This window comes from Pseudomonas sp. HD6515, from assembly GCF_024971855.1.
Taxonomy (GTDB): Bacteria; Pseudomonadota; Gammaproteobacteria; order Pseudomonadales; family Pseudomonadaceae; genus Aquipseudomonas; species Aquipseudomonas alloputida.
The window spans coordinates 3263777-3279819 of the sequence record NZ_CP079827.1; the positions used below are offsets into that span (position 1 = coordinate 3263777).

Genomic DNA, 16043 nt, shown 5'->3' on the forward strand with positions numbered 1-16043 from the left:
GCCACGGCGCGTCACAAGACGCACCGGGCAATGCTCGCAAAACCCTGTATCAGATGTGGTAGATGTCGATGACCTGGCGGACGTAGTCGTTCTTCAGCACCACCTTCTTGGCCTTGATCAGCGGCTGCTCGCCGCGCAAGTCGAGGGTGTAGAAGCTGGTGCCGAAGTAACTGTCGGTGGTCTTGTAGCGGAAGCTCAGGGTGTGCCAGTTGAAGCGCACCTGGCAGCTGCCCTCGCCCTGCTCGACGATCTCGATGTTGCTGATGTTGTGCGAGGTGCGGGTGTCGGGCACGGTCGCACTGGAGCGCTCGGTCTTGATGCGGAACACGCGGTCTTCCAGGCCGCCACGGTTGCCGTACCAGATCAGCGAGATCTCGCTTTGTGGGTCTTCGGTGAGGGTGTCGTCATCGTCCCAGCTCGGCATCCAGAAGCTGGCATCGCTGGCGTACAGTTCCAGCCACTGGTCCCACTGGGCATCGTCCAGGTAGCGTGCTTCGCGGTAGAGAAAGTCGCGCACGGTGTCATACAGGCTCATTGCACGGCCTCCACGGGGATCAGCTGCTGTTCGTCCTTGAGGGCCTGGATCATGGTGTCCTGCCAGTATTTGTGCTGCAGCACGAACAGGCCTTCGTCCTCGGTGCGCACGCCCGACAGCAGGGGTTCGAGTTCAATTTCCTTGGCTGCCTCATCGGCGCCTTCGACCCAGTGTTTGGCGCCGCGGGACATGTCGTTCCAGCCGGTGCCGCCGCCATAGCCGGTCTGGCACGAGCGGAATTCTTCCAGGTCGTCCGGGGTGGCCATGCCGCTGACGTTGAAGAAGTCTTCGTACTGGCGAATACGCTTGGCACGGGCATCGGCGCTCTCGCCTTTCGGCGCGATGCAGTAGATGGTGATTTCGGTCTTGTTCACCGAAATCGGCCGTGCGACGCGGATCTGCGAGCTGAACTGGTCCATCAGGTACACGTTGGGGTACAGGCACAGGTTGCGCGAATTTTCGATCATCCAGTCGGCGCGCGCCTGGCCGAAATCGGCGGCCAGTTGGTCGCGGCGCTCATAGGCCGGGCGGTCTTCCGGGTTGGCCCAACGGGTCCACAGCAGCAGGTGGCCGTGGTCGAAGGAATAGAAACCGCCGCCCTGCTTGGCCCAGGCGCCAGCACTCATGGTCTTGATCTCGTCACCCGCCTCGCGCTGCTTGCGCTGGTTCTGGGTGGCGGCGTAGTTCCAGTGCACGGAGCTTACGTGGTAGCCGTCAGCGCCGTTCTCGGCGGTGAGCTTCCAGTTGCCTTCGTAGATGTACGAGCTGGCACCACGCAGCACCTCCAGGCCTTCTGGCGACTGGTCGACGATCATGTCGATGATCTTGGCCGACTCACCCAGGTGCTCGACCAGCGGTTTCACGTCGGCGTTCAGGCTGCCGAACAAAAAGCCCCGGTACGACTCGAAGCGTGCCACCTTGGTCAGGTCGTGGGAGCCGTCGCAGTTGAAGCTGTCGGGGTAGCCGGCGTTGCTCGGGTCTTTCACCTTCAGCAGTTTGCCGCTGTTGTTGAACGTCCAGCCGTGGAACGGGCAGGTATAGCTGGAACGGTTGCCGCGCTTGTGCCGGCACAGCATGGCACCGCGGTGGCTGCAGGCGTTGAGGAAGGCATTGAGCTCACCGTCCTTGTTGCGCGCGATGAAAATCGGCTGGCGCCCCATGGTCAGGGTGAGGAAGTCATTCTTCTCGGGGATCTGGCTTTCGTGGGCCAGGTAGATCCAGTTGCCCTCGAAGATGTGTTTCATTTCCAGGTCGAACAACCGTGGGTCGGTGAACATCTCCCGCTTGCAGCGGTAGATGCCCTTTTCACGGTCGTCCTCGAGCATGGCATTGAGGTAGTCGAATCCCAGGGACATGGCCAGGGTCTCCCTTGTTATTGTTTAGACCTGGTCAGGTTAGGGAGACGGCTGGCGGGGGGCTATCCGGATTGTGCAGAGTGTTATCCAAAACTTCTATTTCGGCGTACTCACCTCCTGACTTCCTTACCGGTTGGAGAAGGCAAATTCATTCTGATCTCAAGAAGTTCTTCGGCCACCTGCTCCGCAGCTCTTTTATGCAAATAGAATTCAGGCCCTTTGGCTTTAAATGCTCTGGCCAGCAACGTTGCACTATTGATTTGCCCGGCCAAAAAACCCTTCACGTTTTTCAAGTCGTTAACGACAGTTGGCGACATCGCTCCTGTAATTTTTGCAGCTTCAATTGACACTGCTGGGCGACTGGTCAGGGGTGAAGTAGAAAGAGCGCTTTCTAATCCGGGCGTGCCCCCGCGCGCGCGCGCGCTCTTCAAATTTTGCAGATTTTTTTCGAATCTATTATTCCAGTACACATCAGCAATAGAACCGTCGCGCGGAGGAGGATAGCCACGCTTGAGAGATTGTGATGTTTGCGTTGGATTTTTTAGCATGACTATGGCTTTGATCATGTGGCCCGTTGGATCAAGGTTATTCACTGGGTCAGCACCACAGTAACTGTAAGAGTTGTGTCCGCCCGCACCGAATGGGCTGAGGCTATCGGGCGAATTAAAGCGCATCAAAACCGGAATAAAAGCACGATACCCGCCCCCTAACACGTAGTGCCCCGTGGCAAACTCTTTTCGCTGTCCTCCGTACCGTAGCAATGACGCACATGGCTTACTGTCGTCGTACCCATACGCGGCATACCGGATAGAAGATAATTCGCGACCTTTGAACCGCATCACTGAGCCTTGAATATCCGTTGCGTAAAACCCTGCCTGACCATCATCACACTGCGCCAGCGTCCGGCCTGCTGCGCGCAATAAAGCCGAAGCTCCTGCGCCAGCATATTTGACCAGCGAAAGTCCTTCGGGAGAATAGAAATACAATTGTTTCTTTGACTGCAGCATGGCTGTCACCATCCATCCGGGATAGAACAAATGGTGGTTTAAGAGCAAAGCGCTCGCAACTGGCAGAAATGCCAGGTCTACAAGCCAAACGCCGTCACGCGCGCCGCTTGAACGTCTGTGAAGGCAACTCGCCAAACTGCTGCCGATAAACCTCGGAAAACCGCCCCAGATGAAGAAAGCCGTAATCCAGGGCCAATTCCGTCACACTGCGCACGCCACACGTAGGGTCGCTCAGGCAGGCGTGCACCCGTTCCAGTTTCCGCTGACGCACGTAATGCTTGGGCGTGGTGCCCAAGTGCTGGTCAAACAAGGCATATAACGAGCGCAAGCTCATGCAAGCCTGAGCTGCCAGTACTTCAGCTGACATTTCCAGTTTCAGGTTGCGTTCGATGTAATCAAGAATGCGCTCTAGCCCGGCCTGCGGAGCACTCAGGCTCTCGCGGCGGATATTGGTGCTCATCAGGGTCAGCAGCTTGCTGGCGACAATCTGGCTGTAATGGCCCTGCACTCTTGGCAGCGAATCGCTCACTTCCGCCTCGTGGCAAACCATGGCCAGCAGGTTCACGAAGCCATCCAGCTCCTCCAGCCGGTAATGATTGCGCAAGAACCGCACGCCCCCATCAGGCCGCTGCCAGCGCTGTTCATCGCAGATCGAGTCCAGCAGCCGGGTTGGCACCTTGAGGATGAACTTCTCGCAGTCTTCCGAGTAAGTCAGGTCAACCGGGTCGTCCGGGTTGATCAGCAGCAATTCGCCCGGCACCAGGTGCTGCTCGCGCTTGTGCCCGCGCCACAGGCAGTTGCCATTGAGCAAGACTTGCAGGTGGTAGATGGTTTCCAGCGCAGGCGACGTCACGCGAACACTGCCGCCATAGCTGATACGGCACAGGTCGAGCTCGGCGAACTTGCGATGGCTGAGGCTGGCCTGGGGGTGGGTGGTGCGGGACAGACCGATGCAATGCTGGCCTACATGCTGGTTCACATAATCGGACACAGCGTAAGGGTCGGCGTGGTGAAACACGCTACTGCGCTCGCTCAGCAGGCGGCTTTCCATAGGCAAGGCACTCGGTATCGTTATTGTTCTGGTCGCCGCGCCCTACCGCCTTGTGGGCTGTGGTTGCGGTCATCACGGTCATTCTATCGGGCTGGCAGCGCGTCGCAGGGGCAGGCGACAGCCGGCGGATAGGGGACACTACAGCAAAAAGGCGGGGGTTGGGCAATGCAACGATGGGATTGGCTGGGCGGATAGCGGACAGGTCCGGCGTCATACGTGTTCGTTTATCGAACAGTATCTTCCGGTACTCGCGTGGCCTGCACGTGACGGCGGACCAAGCGCTTCATTCACTGCACCGGCAGGAAGTTCATCAGCAACAGGCTCTGCGCGTAGTTCAAGCCTATGCGCCGATAACGCTCATCCAGCAACTCGGCCAGCAAGTCCAGCCGCGCGACGATCTTGCCGAACTCAACGGCAAAACTCAGGTTGCTGCCCTCCTCCGAGATCTCGTTCGAGAACAGCAGCAACACCCCATTGGCATCTTGCCGCTGGCTGAGCATCCATGTTGCCTTCTCGATATTGCGTGCGGCGTTGTTGACGAACAGGGGGTCGATGGTATCGGTCATGTAGAACTCGGTACGCCCGCCATGCGCGGTGATCAGCATGCTGCCAATGGCGTAGATGAAGGCGCCGACCCGGTCCCCACGAAACTCCGGGCTCAGGGCGTAGCTCAATGCCGCCAGGTCACGGCGGTTGCCCAGTTGCGGCAGCGGCCGGCGCTGTTCGATGGCAATGCGGATCTGTCGCTCGGCGGTGGCGGCGTCCAGGTAGCCAGACATCTTCCACTGGCTGGGGTTGCGCAGGTACAGCTTGTTCATCAGCAGGTACAGGCTTTGCAGGTTGTCGCGCATCGACAGCGTGGCCAGGCGGTCGACGCTGGTCTGGAACAGCTCGCTGGGTTTGCCGTTGCCGAGCTGGTTGACCATGTCACGGCCCTGCTGCTGCGTACAGGCGCACAGGCATGCGAGGGCACTTGTCAGAAGCAGGCGGGGGAGGAAATTCGGGTAGCTTGCAACCATCGGCACCGGGTCGATATTCGGCGGCTGCGCTGGGAGTCAGCGCGGCCTGGCCAAGCATAGAGCCCGAAAATGGGAAAAAGTGCGGTGGCTGGAGAGAATGCAAACCTGTGGCGGCCTCTTCGCGGGTGAACCCGCCCCCCCAAGAAGGGACTCGCCCGCGAAGAGGCCAGGGCCGACGAGCCCGGATCACATGGCGTGGCGCAGCATCTCCAGCACCTGCGCATGCAGCGCAGGGTCCCCACAGGCCACCACGCACCCGCCATCCTGCGCCGAACTGCCATCCCACGCCGTGATCACGCCACCCGCCCCTTCGATGATCGGCATCAGCGCCTGTACGTCATACGGCTGAAGGCTCGCTTCGACAATCACGTCGACAAAGCCCGAGGCCAGCATGCAGTAGGCATAGCAGTCACCGCCATAACGCATCAACCGCGCCTTGCCGGCGACCGCTTCGAATGCCGCCTTGCGCTCGGCGGTGTCGAACATGTCCGGCGTGGTGCACATCAGCGTGGCGGCAGACAGGTCAACGCAGGCACGCGTCTTCAGGGGCGTGCCACTGCGCCAGGCGCCTGCCGGGGTACCCACGAAACGTTCGCCGGTGAACGGCTGGTTCATCACCCCCAGCACCGGGCGGGTGCCGTCATTCAGGGCAATCAAGGTGCCCCACAGCGGCAAGCCGGTAATGAAGGCGCGGGTGCCATCGATCGGGTCCAGCACCCACGTCAACGGGCTGCTGCCCACTGCAACGCCGGCCTCTTCGCCAAGAATGCCGTGCTCGGGGTAACGTGCCTGGATCAACTCACGCATGGCGTCTTCAGCGGCCTTGTCGGCCACGGTCACCGGGTCGTACAGACGCCCGCCCTTGTCCTCGACATCCAGGCTGGCGCGGAAGTACGGCGCGATCGCTGCAGCGGCAGCATCGGCCAATTGCTCGGCAAAGGCGCGATACTCAACGATCTGTTCAGCACTCAGGGACATGGGACGGGCCTCGTGACAATGATGGGGCACGCATCATACCCGACACATCGCCCCGGTGTACGCTGCGGCAGTCTAGACTGAACATGATCAGGTTACCGGGGGGCTGCCACACGTGGAGGTGTGCGATGAGCCAGTTCAAACGTCTGTTCGTCATGCTCGGCCCGCAAATGCGTCATACGCCTGCGCTGCAACGCGCGGCGGCGTTGGCAGAGTCCAGCGGTGCCCTGCTGGATATCAATGTGTTCGTCGACGACGTCGACACCTTTGGCTTGATGAGCGATGGTCGTGAGCGTGAGCGGCTGCTCAGCGACAACCGCCAATGGCTGGCGGATGAGGCCGAACAGCTGAGCGATGCCGGCGTGGACGTGTCCACCGAGCTGTTGTTGACCCGCGACCCGCTGGGCAGCGTACTGGAACGGGTCGAACGGCTGGGCTGCGATCTGTTGGTCAAGGACGTACAGCACGAGCCCGTACTCAAACGCCTGCTGGTCACGCCGCTGGACTGGCAGTTGCTCAAGGACAGCCCGGTCGCCGTGCACCTGGTCAGCGACATTCGCCTGCCCCTGCCACGGCAGATCGCCGCCGCGGTGGACCTGAACAGCCACGGCGCTGGCGAACACCTGGACGAGCAGGTCATCCAGTGCGCCCACGACCTGGCCCTGCAGTGCAACGCCGAACTGCACCTGCTGCATGTGTGCGACGCGGCCAAGACCCACATCGCCGACTTCGGCGCCGGTACGGTCACCATGCCCGGCTTCGACAGCAGTGTGCGAACCGCGCAGCGGGCGGCGTTCAACCGCCTGGGCGACCATCACCAGATCCCGCTGGAGCGCCGGCACTTCCTCGAAGGGGCCGCGATCAGGGCCATTGCCCAGTTCGTCGGCCACAACCGGGTGGACGTGATCGTCATGGGCAGCCACCGGCATGACGCCATGCAGACATTCCTGGGCGGGACAACGGCGCATGTGCTGGAACACCCGCTGTGCAATGTGCTGGCGATCAAGGCTGTTCGCTGAGCTTCAGCAGCCTGCCCAGGGGGCAGGCAGGAATAACCTTGTACTGCGAAGAGGCACTTGCACCCACAGAGCAGCTTCTAACCTGTCGGCCCCTTCGCAGTGCCCTGCAGGCACTGTTGTCACTGACGCTTTATCTTCGCTGGTATCTGGTACACCAGTGCCACTAAAAATTAATGTATTTGATAATGATTCGTAGTATGTTCGCGGCGTTTCCCGACCCAGCCCCTCAGCGCCCTATTCAAGGACCGTACTGTCGATGCGCCGCACGTTCGTCTCGCTTTGTGTGCTTCATGCTGTCTCCCCGCTGGCCTTTGCCGAGCCTGAACCGCTCAGCGACCCTAACCCGATCGAACTCCAGGCCCTGAGCATTACCAGTACTGCCGACGGTGAACGCGCCGACGGCCCGGTCGAAGGCTACAAGGCCACCCGCTCGGCCAGTGCCACCCGCACCGACACGGCGCTGCACGAAACCCCGCAATCGGTCAGCGTGGTGCCCAAGGATGTGCTGGTAGACACGGGCGCCACGCGCCTGCAGGACGGCCTGGACTACGCCGGGGGTGTCGGCCGCGCCAACAACTTCGGCGGCCAGGGCCTGACAACGTTCACCGTGCGTGGCTTCACGACCGGGGAGTTCTATCGCAACGGCTTTCCGATCAACCGCGGTTACCCCAATGCTCCGGATGCCAACACCGTCGAGCGCCTGGAGGTCATCCGTGGCCCGGCCAGCAGCCTGTACGGCCGTGGCGACCCCGGCGGTACGTTCAACGTGGTCAGCAAGCAGCCGTTGCCCGAGTCCAAGGTCACCCTTGGCAGCCAGTTCGACGACCAGGGCATGCACCGTGCCACCCTTGATGCCACCGGGCCGCTGAGCCAGGACGGCTCGCTGGCCTACCGCCTGAACGCACTGGGCGAAGGCGGCGACAGCTTCCGCGACGATGTCGAAAGCGAGCGCTACGATGTCGCTCCGGTCATCAGCTGGCAGGTCAATGACGCCACGAAGATCACCTTCGAAGGCGATTTCATGCGCAACAACCACCCCCTCGATCGCGGCCTGACCCGCTACTCCACCCAGACCGGCAGCGCCTCGCGCGATACCTATATCTGGGAAAAAGGCAGCGACAACCTGCTGCACAATGACAACAACATGGCCCAGGTGCGTTTCGAGCACCTGCTCAATGACAACTGGTCGCTGGCTGGCGGGTTCCAGTTCCTCGATGGCTCGCTCAAGGGCAACGCTGTCGAAGCCGACGGCGCACCGGCAGATGGACGCACGCTGCAGCGCAACTTCAACTACCGCAAGCTGGAGTGGACCGACCGCGACTGGCAGCTGAACCTGACCGGGCATTTTGACACCGGCAATTTCAGCCATACCTTGTTGACCGGGGTCGAATACGAGAACTACGACTACAACTCGATCATCCAGCGTTCCTCGGCAGCCTACCCGATCGACATCTACAACCCGGTACTGGGCCAGCCGCGTCCGGCCCTGAACCGCACCACCACCTGGGACAAGGAAAACCTGCAGACGTGGGCGTTCTTCATTCAGGACCAAGTGGCCCTGACCGAGCGTTTGAAGGCATTGGCAGGCGTGCGCTTCGAGCGTTTCGAGCATGACTATGACAACAAGCTGAACAATGCCGGCGATTTCAGCAAGGGCGAAAACGGCGTCACACCCCGCCTTGGCTTGATCTATGACCTGACCGATACCCTGGCGGTCTACGCCAACACCGCACGCTCGTTCAAACCCAATACGGGCACGCCGGCCAGTGGCGGTGGTTTCGACCCGGAGAAGGGCAAATCCTACGAGCTGGGTGTGAAATGGGAGTCACTCGACCGCCAGTTGAGTGTCGACGCGGCGATCTACCACATCGTCAAGGAAAACGTACTGACCAACGACCCGAGCGACCTTACTGGTACTTACAAGATCGCGGCCGGCGAGGTGCGCAGCCGTGGCCTGGACATCAACGTCGCCGGCAACCTCACCCCCGAATGGCGCATGATCGGTGGCTATGCCTACGTGGACGCCGAAGTCACCAAGGACACCACCCTGCCCAAGGGAACGCGCCTGGCCAATATCCCGCGCAACACCTTCAGCCTACTGAACACCTACGAGTTCCAGGATGGCCTGGTCAAAGGCCTTGGCCTGGGCGTAGGCGTTAAGTATGTAGACGACCGTGCCGGGCAGACATCGGCAGCCACCTACACGATGGAACGCTACAGCGTGGTCGACCTGTTGAGCTTCTACAAGGTCAACGAACACGTGCGGTTGAACCTGGACGTGAAAAACGTGTTCAACAAGGGGTATGACGAGGGGGCGTTCAACAGCTACGTATACCCCGGCGCACCGCGCACGGTGCAGGCCGGCGTTTCGTATACCTTCTGAATTGCCGGGGCCGCGCCGCGGCCCCGTCATGTCAGAACGCTGTGCTGTAGAACAGCGAGTACGACTCTATGCCGTCGTTTGGCTGCTTTATACCGGCGTTGGAGTAGTGCATGGCACGGATGCCTACCTTCTGTTCTCCCGGCAACTTCAGGCCAAAGCCGATACGGTCTTCAAAGTTGACCGCCGACCCCAGTCGCTGGTCGCCCACGTCGGTCTTTGAAAACGCTGCCAGGCCAATACCTGCCTCGATGTAAGGCGTGTAGGTAAAGCCGCTGAACTCATACGTGAACACCGGGCTGAACGACAGCGAGTGCGCACCACTGGCATCGCCACCTTCCCAATAGGTGTAGGCCGCATCCCAGTAACCGCTCACATGGCCGGCGCTGCTTTCCAGCCATGTCTTGTCCCAGTCGAACGACAGGCCGATACGGTACGTCATGTCACCTTGGCCAGTGGCGCCCACGGCGCCTGATATCTGCGCAGCCTGAACCAGATCGGCCCCGGCAAAGGCCAGCACTGCAACGGCCAGCGAAGCGGCTAGACGGGTTTTCATCAACGACTCTCCTGATGGTCTACACGGCAAGCGGGGGCTTGGGCCCCTCGATGTTTTGCGCTGACCGGTGCATCCAGACCGGTCATACGAAGTAATACTTTTCTGATTATTGTCCAGATAATCAGAAAGTTGGAAGTATATTGCCACTATTGGCTAAAACACTCGGTAAAGATGTGCTTGCCGGGCACAGGCATTCGCGAGGCGTGACCTTACCCCAGGCAGGAGTACATCCGTACTCCTGCCTGTCTCTTCATCAACGCCAATTAAGGCTAACGGTCGTGGGGGCCTTGCCCGTGACGGCCGCCCACTGCTGCACCGCCTGACCTTGGGCATTGCCAATGACCTTGTATTTGCCGGGAGGCAGCTGCACATACAGCAGTGGCCCGGCATCGGCGACGCTGATCACGGGCTGGCCCTGGGCAGTCTGGATATCGACGGTGGCCCCGCTCTGGAACTTGCCTTCCGGGCCGGTCGAAAGCTCTACGTGCAGGTCATAACCCGTGGTCTTGCGCAGGGCATTGGCCTCGTCCTGGCCGATACCGCCCTGCAGGTAGCGCACGCCATTCTGCTCCTGCGGTTGCAACTGCACGGCCTGCATGTCGATGGGGGCATTGAGGTCGGCGGCGGCGGCCAGGGTCCATGGCAGGGCCAGGGTGATCAGTAAGGCTGCGCCGAGCGCATAGTGATGGTTACGCATGGTACGACCCTCCTTTCGAGGATGGCTTACCTAGCATTTGATCCTCCCAGCGAAGGGGTGTTCGTGCTGATGCCTGGTCATGGAGATGAAATTCACTTCAGATAATCAGGTTATCGAGTGAAAACATCAGCTTGCGCGGCCTTCTTCAAGCAACTTCACGAACATGCTCAAACTGCGCGAGACCGTCCCCCGTCGCCATACCAGCCAGGTTTTCAGATAGCGGAAGTCCTCCGACATTGGCCAGGCGCTGACGGTGCTGCACCCGGGCATATTGTCGAGCATGCTGCGCGGCAGCATGGCCAGGCCGGCACCCGCACTGACGCAGGCCAACATGCCGTGGTACGACTCCATTTCGTGGATCTTGCCCGGTACCGCCTGGTCCTGCACGAACCAGTTCTCGAAGTGATGGCGGTATGAACAGTTGGCACGGAAGGCGTAGATGCTTTCACCGTTCACGTCCTGGGCGCGGGTCACCGGTGTATGGTTGAGCGGCGCAATGACCATCATCTCTTCCTCGAACACCGGTATGCCCTCCAGCGTCGGGTGCAGCACCGGGCCGTCGACGAACGCGGCCACCAGGCGGCCAGACAGCACGCCTTCGAGCATGGTCCCGGAGGGCCCGGTGGACAGGTCAAGGTCAACCTTGGGGTAGCGTTGGTTGTAGGCGGCCAGCAGCGCCGGGATGCGCACCGCCGCCGTGCTTTCCAGCGATCCGAGGGCAAAGGTGCCCTGCGGGTCTTCACCCGCCACGGTCAGCCGCGCCTCATGGACCAGGTCGAGGATGCGCCGGGTGTATTCGAGGAAGTTCCAACCCGCAGGCGACAGGCGCAGGCGGCTCTTCTCCCGAATGAACAGCTCTACACCCAGGTCCTCCTCCAGTTGCTTAATGCGCGTGGTCAGGTTCGACGGCACCCGATGGATGTGCTGCGCGGCGGCGCTGATGCTGCCCTGCTCTGCCACAGCCTTGAAGATCTCCAGTTGCACCAGGTCCACAGCCATTCTCCAAACGTGAATGTTTCGCTCATTATTATTCAGTTTTCATTAAAGCCATAGCCCACTAGTCTGGCCTCACTGATTAACAACAACGAGAGTGTCCCGCCATGAGCGCGATCAGCAGCCTGACCCACGCCATCTCCCTCGACCCGTACAGCGGCGAGCAGATCGGCGCCTACCCGTTCGACACCGACGCCGCACTGGAAGCGGCGCTGCAACGCGCCAAGGTTGGCTACCGCCAGTGGCGCCAGGTGTCGCTGGGTCAGCGCAGCGAGTACCTGCTGGCCCTGGCCGGTACCCTCGAAGCCAAGGCTGAAGCTTTCGCGCACATGATCAGCCGTGAAATTGGCAAGCCGATCGCCCAGGCCCGTGGTGAAGTCGCCAAATGCGTTGGCCTGTGCCGCTGGTACGCCGAGCACGGCCCGGCCATGCTCGCCGCCGAGCCGACCCAGGTAGAAAAAGCCCGTATCGAATACCGCCCGCTGGGCCCGATCCTGGCCGTGATGCCGTGGAACTTCCCGGTCTGGCAGGTGCTGCGCGGCGCCGTGCCGGCGATTCTGGCGGGTAACACCTACGTGCTCAAGCACGCACCGAACGTAATGGGCAGCGCCTACCTGATGGGTGAGCTGTTCAAGGATGCCGGCCTGCCGGAAGGCGTGTTCGAAGTGTTGAACGTGACCCCGGATGGCGTCACCCGCGCCATCAACGATCCGCGCATCGCCGCCGTGACCCTGACCGGCAGCGTGCGTGCCGGCATGGCGATTGGTGCACAGGCCGGTGCCGCGCTGAAGAAGTGCGTGTTGGAGCTGGGTGGCTCCGATCCCTTCATCGTGCTGGCCGATGCCGACCTGGATGCTGCCGTCCAGGCCGCGGTGATAGGCCGCTACCAGAACACCGGCCAGGTGTGCGCCGCCGCCAAGCGCCTGATCGTGGAAGCCAGCATCGTCGATGCGTTCACCCACAAGTTCGTTGAAGCCACTCGCCAGTTGAAAGTCGGCAACCCGCTGGAGGACGACACCTATATCGGCCCGATGGCCCGCTATGACCTGCGCGACGAGTTGGACGGCCAGGTTCAGGCGACGTTGGCCGAAGGCGCCACGTTGCTGCTGGGCGGCAACAAGGTCGAAGGCGTGGCCAACTTCTACGCGCCGACCGTGTTCGCCAATGTCACCCCGGACATGACCGCGTTCAAGCAGGAGCTGTTCGGCCCGGTAGCGGCGATCATCACTGCACGCGATGCCGACCATGCCGTGGAACTGGCCAACGACAGCGAGTTTGGCCTGGCCTCGACCATCTACACAGCCGACTATGCGCTGGCCGAACGCATGACCGCCGCACTGGATACCGGCGGCGTGTTCATCAACGGCTACTGCGCTTCCGACCCCCGCGTGGCGTTTGGTGGTGTGAAGAAGAGCGGTTTCGGCCGTGAGCTGTCGCACTTTGGTGTGCGCGAGTTCACCAATGCCCAGACCGTGTGGCTGGACCGTAACTGATTCATGACCCTGGGGCTGCTTTGCAGCCCCAGCTGTGTCAATCCCGAACCTGGTCCTTGACCCAGTCCAGCATCCCCCCCGGCACGATCAGTTCATGCCGCGCCCGCGAACAGGCGGTATACAACCCCGCCAGCATACGCGCCCGCTCATTGCGGTTACCCGCCACCTGTGGCGCCACCATCAGCTCCGGCGACACCATCACCCGGGCAAACTCCATGTTCTTCACATCCCGTACTCGCCCCAGGAACAGCTTCGGCGCCTTGTCCCAGCGGTAACGGCTCTTGGCCTTGGCAAAGTGCTCCGGCGTGTAGCCCTTGCGCAGCATATTGGCCACGGCGACGAACGCTTTGTCATCGCCCTTGTCCTGTTCCAGCGCCTGCCAGCTGGCATAGCGGAACAGCATCGGGTGGCGCGGCCGGGTGCCGTAGCGGTACAGCTCGATGCAGTCCTCGACGAACAGTTCAAAGTCCTTGCGAGCGCTTTTCAGCAACAAGAACGGCACCCCCTGATGCGTCAGGCGCTGGAACCAGCCAAACAGGCCCCATTCATCATCGACGATAAGCGCCGTGGGCTGTTCCGGCACCATCACCGTATCGAAGAAACTGACCCGGGTGTAGTGCTCGGCGTTGCCACTGAAGGCCGCCTGGATCGTGGCCGGGTGCGCCTGGATCAGCGGGTTGAGCACATTGTCCATTGCCGGCCCGGCGCGCAGTGAATGGTCGATGCAGCGTTGCCGGATGAAGCTGCCATGGTGCGGGCTGAGGCCGTTGAGGTTCTGCAGTTCGTCACCCAGGGTAATGATCGACTGCGGACTGCGATCGAGTACCGCCAGCATCGGTGCCGACAGCTCGTGGGCCTCGTCGACGATGACATGGGTGTAACGGCTGTCGATCACATGCTCGGTCAGCGACAGCAGCTTGACCCGGTGGTAGTCACGCACCGGTAGCTGAATGTCCCGCGCCGACGGGCGAATCAGCTCTTGCCAGTACAGACGCGCCTTTTCCAGCAGCACCTCCTGATCCAGCGGCGAGGTGCCAGGCCCGGCCCAGGGCAAGTGATGCAGCTGAAGCTGGGTATCGGCACTGTGGCAGAACGTGCGCACGGCGCGGATGCACAAGGCAACCACGTCACGCGCTGCGAGCGGGCCGATATCAGGGATGGCCAGCCAGCGCACCACTTGCGCTTCCTGGGGGCGCCAGGACAGCTTGGTGCGGTATGGATCGCGCAATCGCCAGCCGTTGCTGGTGAGGTCACGGTTGAGCAGCTCGTCAGCCAATTGGCCGAAGGTCAGCGCGGTATAGGCGGCAGCGTCCTTGACCCGCGCCTGCAGCGCGCGCAACTGCCCTTCGGTCAAGGCCAGCAGCAAGGTGCGCTGTGGCTCCAGCAGCCGGGCGAACTGGTGAATCAGGAAGGTCTTGCCGGTGCCGGCGAAACCTTGCACAGCCACCGACTCGTCGACGCCACTGAGAAATTCACGCAGCAGGCGGTTCTGCTGGTCGCTGAGCATCAAATCACTGGCCAGCGACGGCAGGTACACTGGGTGCAGCGGCGTGGCCCGTTGGCGGTAGCGGTCGGCGAACTGGAAGTTCCACTGGCCTTCGTCGTCCAGCCATTCGTCCGCCTGGTACTCCACTTCGGCCGACAGCAGTGCAATGCCATTTTCGCCCAGCATGCCCAGGCCCATGGCGAACGCTTCGCGATCGAATTGCTGCGCTACCTGGGCCTGGAAGCGCCCGGGGGCGACACCTTCGACTTCGTTTGCGATGCGCACAATTTCGGCGAAACGACGCTCCTGCGCGTCGGCCGACGCGGTGGCAGGCTGGCGTGGCAGGTTTTGCACGAACAGCACGGCAGCGGCATCGAGCACACTGGCGGTGGTGAAGAACTCGGTTACGGCGGCGCTGGCGAGGCGGTCAGCCTGGTCGCTGGGCAAAGGCAGGTAGAACATCGGCACCTCGGGTGAAATCAGGGCGGCACGATAGCAACTTTCGGCACGAGATGCTGGGTTCAGTTTTGGCGTGCCCCCTCAACCCCTGCCCCGCCTCAACGTCTCGCTCGGAAACTCCTTGAACAACTGCCGGTAACTCTCTGAAAATCTTCCCAAATGCCAGAACGACCAACGCATCGCCACCTCGGCGACAGTCACCCCTCCTCCCCGCAAAAGATCGCGCCGCGCGCCGTTTAACCGGCGCAGCCGCAACCAGTGCGCAGGCGGCATGCCGGTGAATGCTTTGAACGCCTGCTGCAACTGACGCAATGAAACCCCGGCAACCTCCGCCAGCTCCACCAGGTTCAGCGTTTCTTCCGGGCAGTCGGCCGCCCATTCGCTGACCCGGTGCATGATCGCCCTTTCCTCGTCCCGCCGCCCCAGGGCCACGCCCTGTAAACGCTGGCTGGCGTTGTCAAGAATGAACAGGCAGTCCTCCAGCAACTGCTCAGCCAGGGCCTGCCCCTGCAACGGGCAACCCTCCTCGCCCAGCCGGGTCAAGGTGGCGCTGAGCCAGCTGCCGAATAGCGCATTCTGGCCGCTGCCCAATGGCACCATGAACAACCCTTCCAGACGCTGCGGGTCTAGCCCATGGCGGGCCAGGAACGCCTGGTCGAACACGACCGCCACTTCGTGGTAGTTCTCCGGCGTAATCCAGATATTGCGGCTTTGTTCGTTCAGCAGGTACAGGCTGTTCTCGCTGCGGTCGAAGCAAAACGCCAGCGAGCCGCTTGGCGCGCGGAAAAACTGCTCCACCCGGGTGTTCAGGCGCTCTTCGTACACCTCCACACCCTCCAGCCCCAGACACCGCAGCTCACCGCTGAAGTAGCCGGGCGACATCTGCCGGTACTGCTGCTGCCAGCCAGGGGTGGCGCGCACTTGCTCGGTGACATCAGTGGTGTGGAAAGCCTGGACCTTCAACGCATTGGCGGTTGTCACACATCGTCCTGTATGCACTCTTTTGGTGCATTCGATA

Annotated in this window: 14 protein-coding genes; 3 read left to right on the forward strand and 11 right to left on the reverse strand. The window is 61.6% G+C overall.

Features of this window, described 5'->3' with window-relative positions:
* Nucleotides 1–49: 49 nt before the first annotated feature.
* The 6 genes from benB to hisN all read right to left on the reverse strand — a co-directional run bounded on the left by benB (nt 50) and on the right by hisN (nt 5945).
* Nucleotides 50–535: a benzoate 1,2-dioxygenase small subunit gene (benB, locus tag KW568_RS15070; RefSeq protein ID WP_004576276.1), complete on the reverse strand. Its 486-nt coding sequence runs from the start codon at nt 533–535 to the stop codon at nt 50–52.
* Nucleotides 532–1890 (reverse strand): benzoate 1,2-dioxygenase large subunit, encoded by a 1359-nt coding sequence (benA, locus tag KW568_RS15075; protein ID WP_004374325.1) that lies wholly within the window; start codon nt 1888–1890, stop codon nt 532–534. Before benA ends, benB begins: the two co-directional genes overlap by 4 nt.
* Nucleotides 1891–2000: 110 nt before the next feature.
* Nucleotides 2001–2897 (reverse strand): RHS repeat-associated core domain-containing protein, encoded by an 897-nt coding sequence (locus KW568_RS15080; RefSeq protein ID WP_232435446.1) that lies wholly within the window; start codon nt 2895–2897, stop codon nt 2001–2003.
* A 94-nt stretch (nt 2898–2991) separates the two neighbouring features.
* On the reverse strand, nt 2992–3948 hold the full coding sequence (benR, locus tag KW568_RS15085; protein WP_004374320.1) for a benABC operon transcriptional activator BenR: 957 nt from the start codon (nt 3946–3948) through the stop codon (nt 2992–2994).
* Between the two features lie 287 nt (nt 3949–4235).
* Nucleotides 4236–4967, reverse strand: coding sequence for a hypothetical protein (locus tag KW568_RS15090; RefSeq protein WP_012052361.1), 732 nt, complete (start codon nt 4965–4967; stop codon nt 4236–4238).
* A 186-nt stretch (nt 4968–5153) separates the two neighbouring features.
* On the reverse strand, nt 5154–5945 hold the full coding sequence (gene hisN, locus KW568_RS15095) for a histidinol-phosphatase (RefSeq protein ID WP_004374316.1): 792 nt from the start codon (nt 5943–5945) through the stop codon (nt 5154–5156).
* Nucleotides 5946–6070: 125 nt separating this feature from the next.
* Here hisN and KW568_RS15100 point away from each other — a divergent pair, with 125 nt between their 5' ends.
* Nucleotides 6071–6961, forward strand: coding sequence for a universal stress protein (locus tag KW568_RS15100; RefSeq protein ID WP_004374313.1), 891 nt, complete (start codon nt 6071–6073; stop codon nt 6959–6961).
* A gap of 256 nt (nt 6962–7217) precedes the next feature.
* Entirely contained in the window at nt 7218–9344 is a 2127-nt protein-coding gene (locus tag KW568_RS15105) for a TonB-dependent siderophore receptor (RefSeq protein WP_004576277.1), read from the forward strand.
* A 31-nt stretch (nt 9345–9375) separates the two neighbouring features.
* Here the strand turns inward: KW568_RS15105 and KW568_RS15110 are convergent, their stop codons facing one another.
* From KW568_RS15110 to ptrR, 3 genes are all read right to left on the reverse strand, one after another.
* Entirely contained in the window at nt 9376–9897 is a 522-nt protein-coding gene (locus KW568_RS15110) for an acyloxyacyl hydrolase (protein ID WP_004374308.1), read from the reverse strand.
* A gap of 253 nt (nt 9898–10150) precedes the next feature.
* Nucleotides 10151–10594 (reverse strand): hypothetical protein, encoded by a 444-nt coding sequence (locus KW568_RS15115; RefSeq protein ID WP_004374305.1) that lies wholly within the window; start codon nt 10592–10594, stop codon nt 10151–10153.
* A gap of 126 nt (nt 10595–10720) precedes the next feature.
* On the reverse strand, nt 10721–11587 hold the full coding sequence (ptrR, locus tag KW568_RS15120) for a putrescine utilization regulator PtrR (protein ID WP_004374302.1): 867 nt from the start codon (nt 11585–11587) through the stop codon (nt 10721–10723).
* A 107-nt stretch (nt 11588–11694) separates the two neighbouring features.
* On the opposite strand from ptrR, the gene KW568_RS15125 reads away from it, so the two are divergent.
* Nucleotides 11695–13080: an aldehyde dehydrogenase family protein gene (locus tag KW568_RS15125; RefSeq protein ID WP_004576278.1), complete on the forward strand. Its 1386-nt coding sequence runs from the start codon at nt 11695–11697 to the stop codon at nt 13078–13080.
* Nucleotides 13081–13117: 37 nt separating this feature from the next.
* On the opposite strand, the gene KW568_RS15130 is transcribed toward KW568_RS15125, so the two are convergent.
* A complete protein-coding gene (locus KW568_RS15130) occupies nt 13118–15028 on the reverse strand; it encodes an AAA family ATPase (RefSeq protein ID WP_004576279.1) in 1911 nt (636 codons plus the stop codon).
* Between the two features lie 78 nt (nt 15029–15106).
* Nucleotides 15107–16006, reverse strand: coding sequence for a helix-turn-helix domain-containing protein (locus KW568_RS15135; RefSeq protein WP_004374296.1), 900 nt, complete (start codon nt 16004–16006; stop codon nt 15107–15109).
* Between the last annotated feature and the right edge of the window lie 37 nt (nt 16007–16043).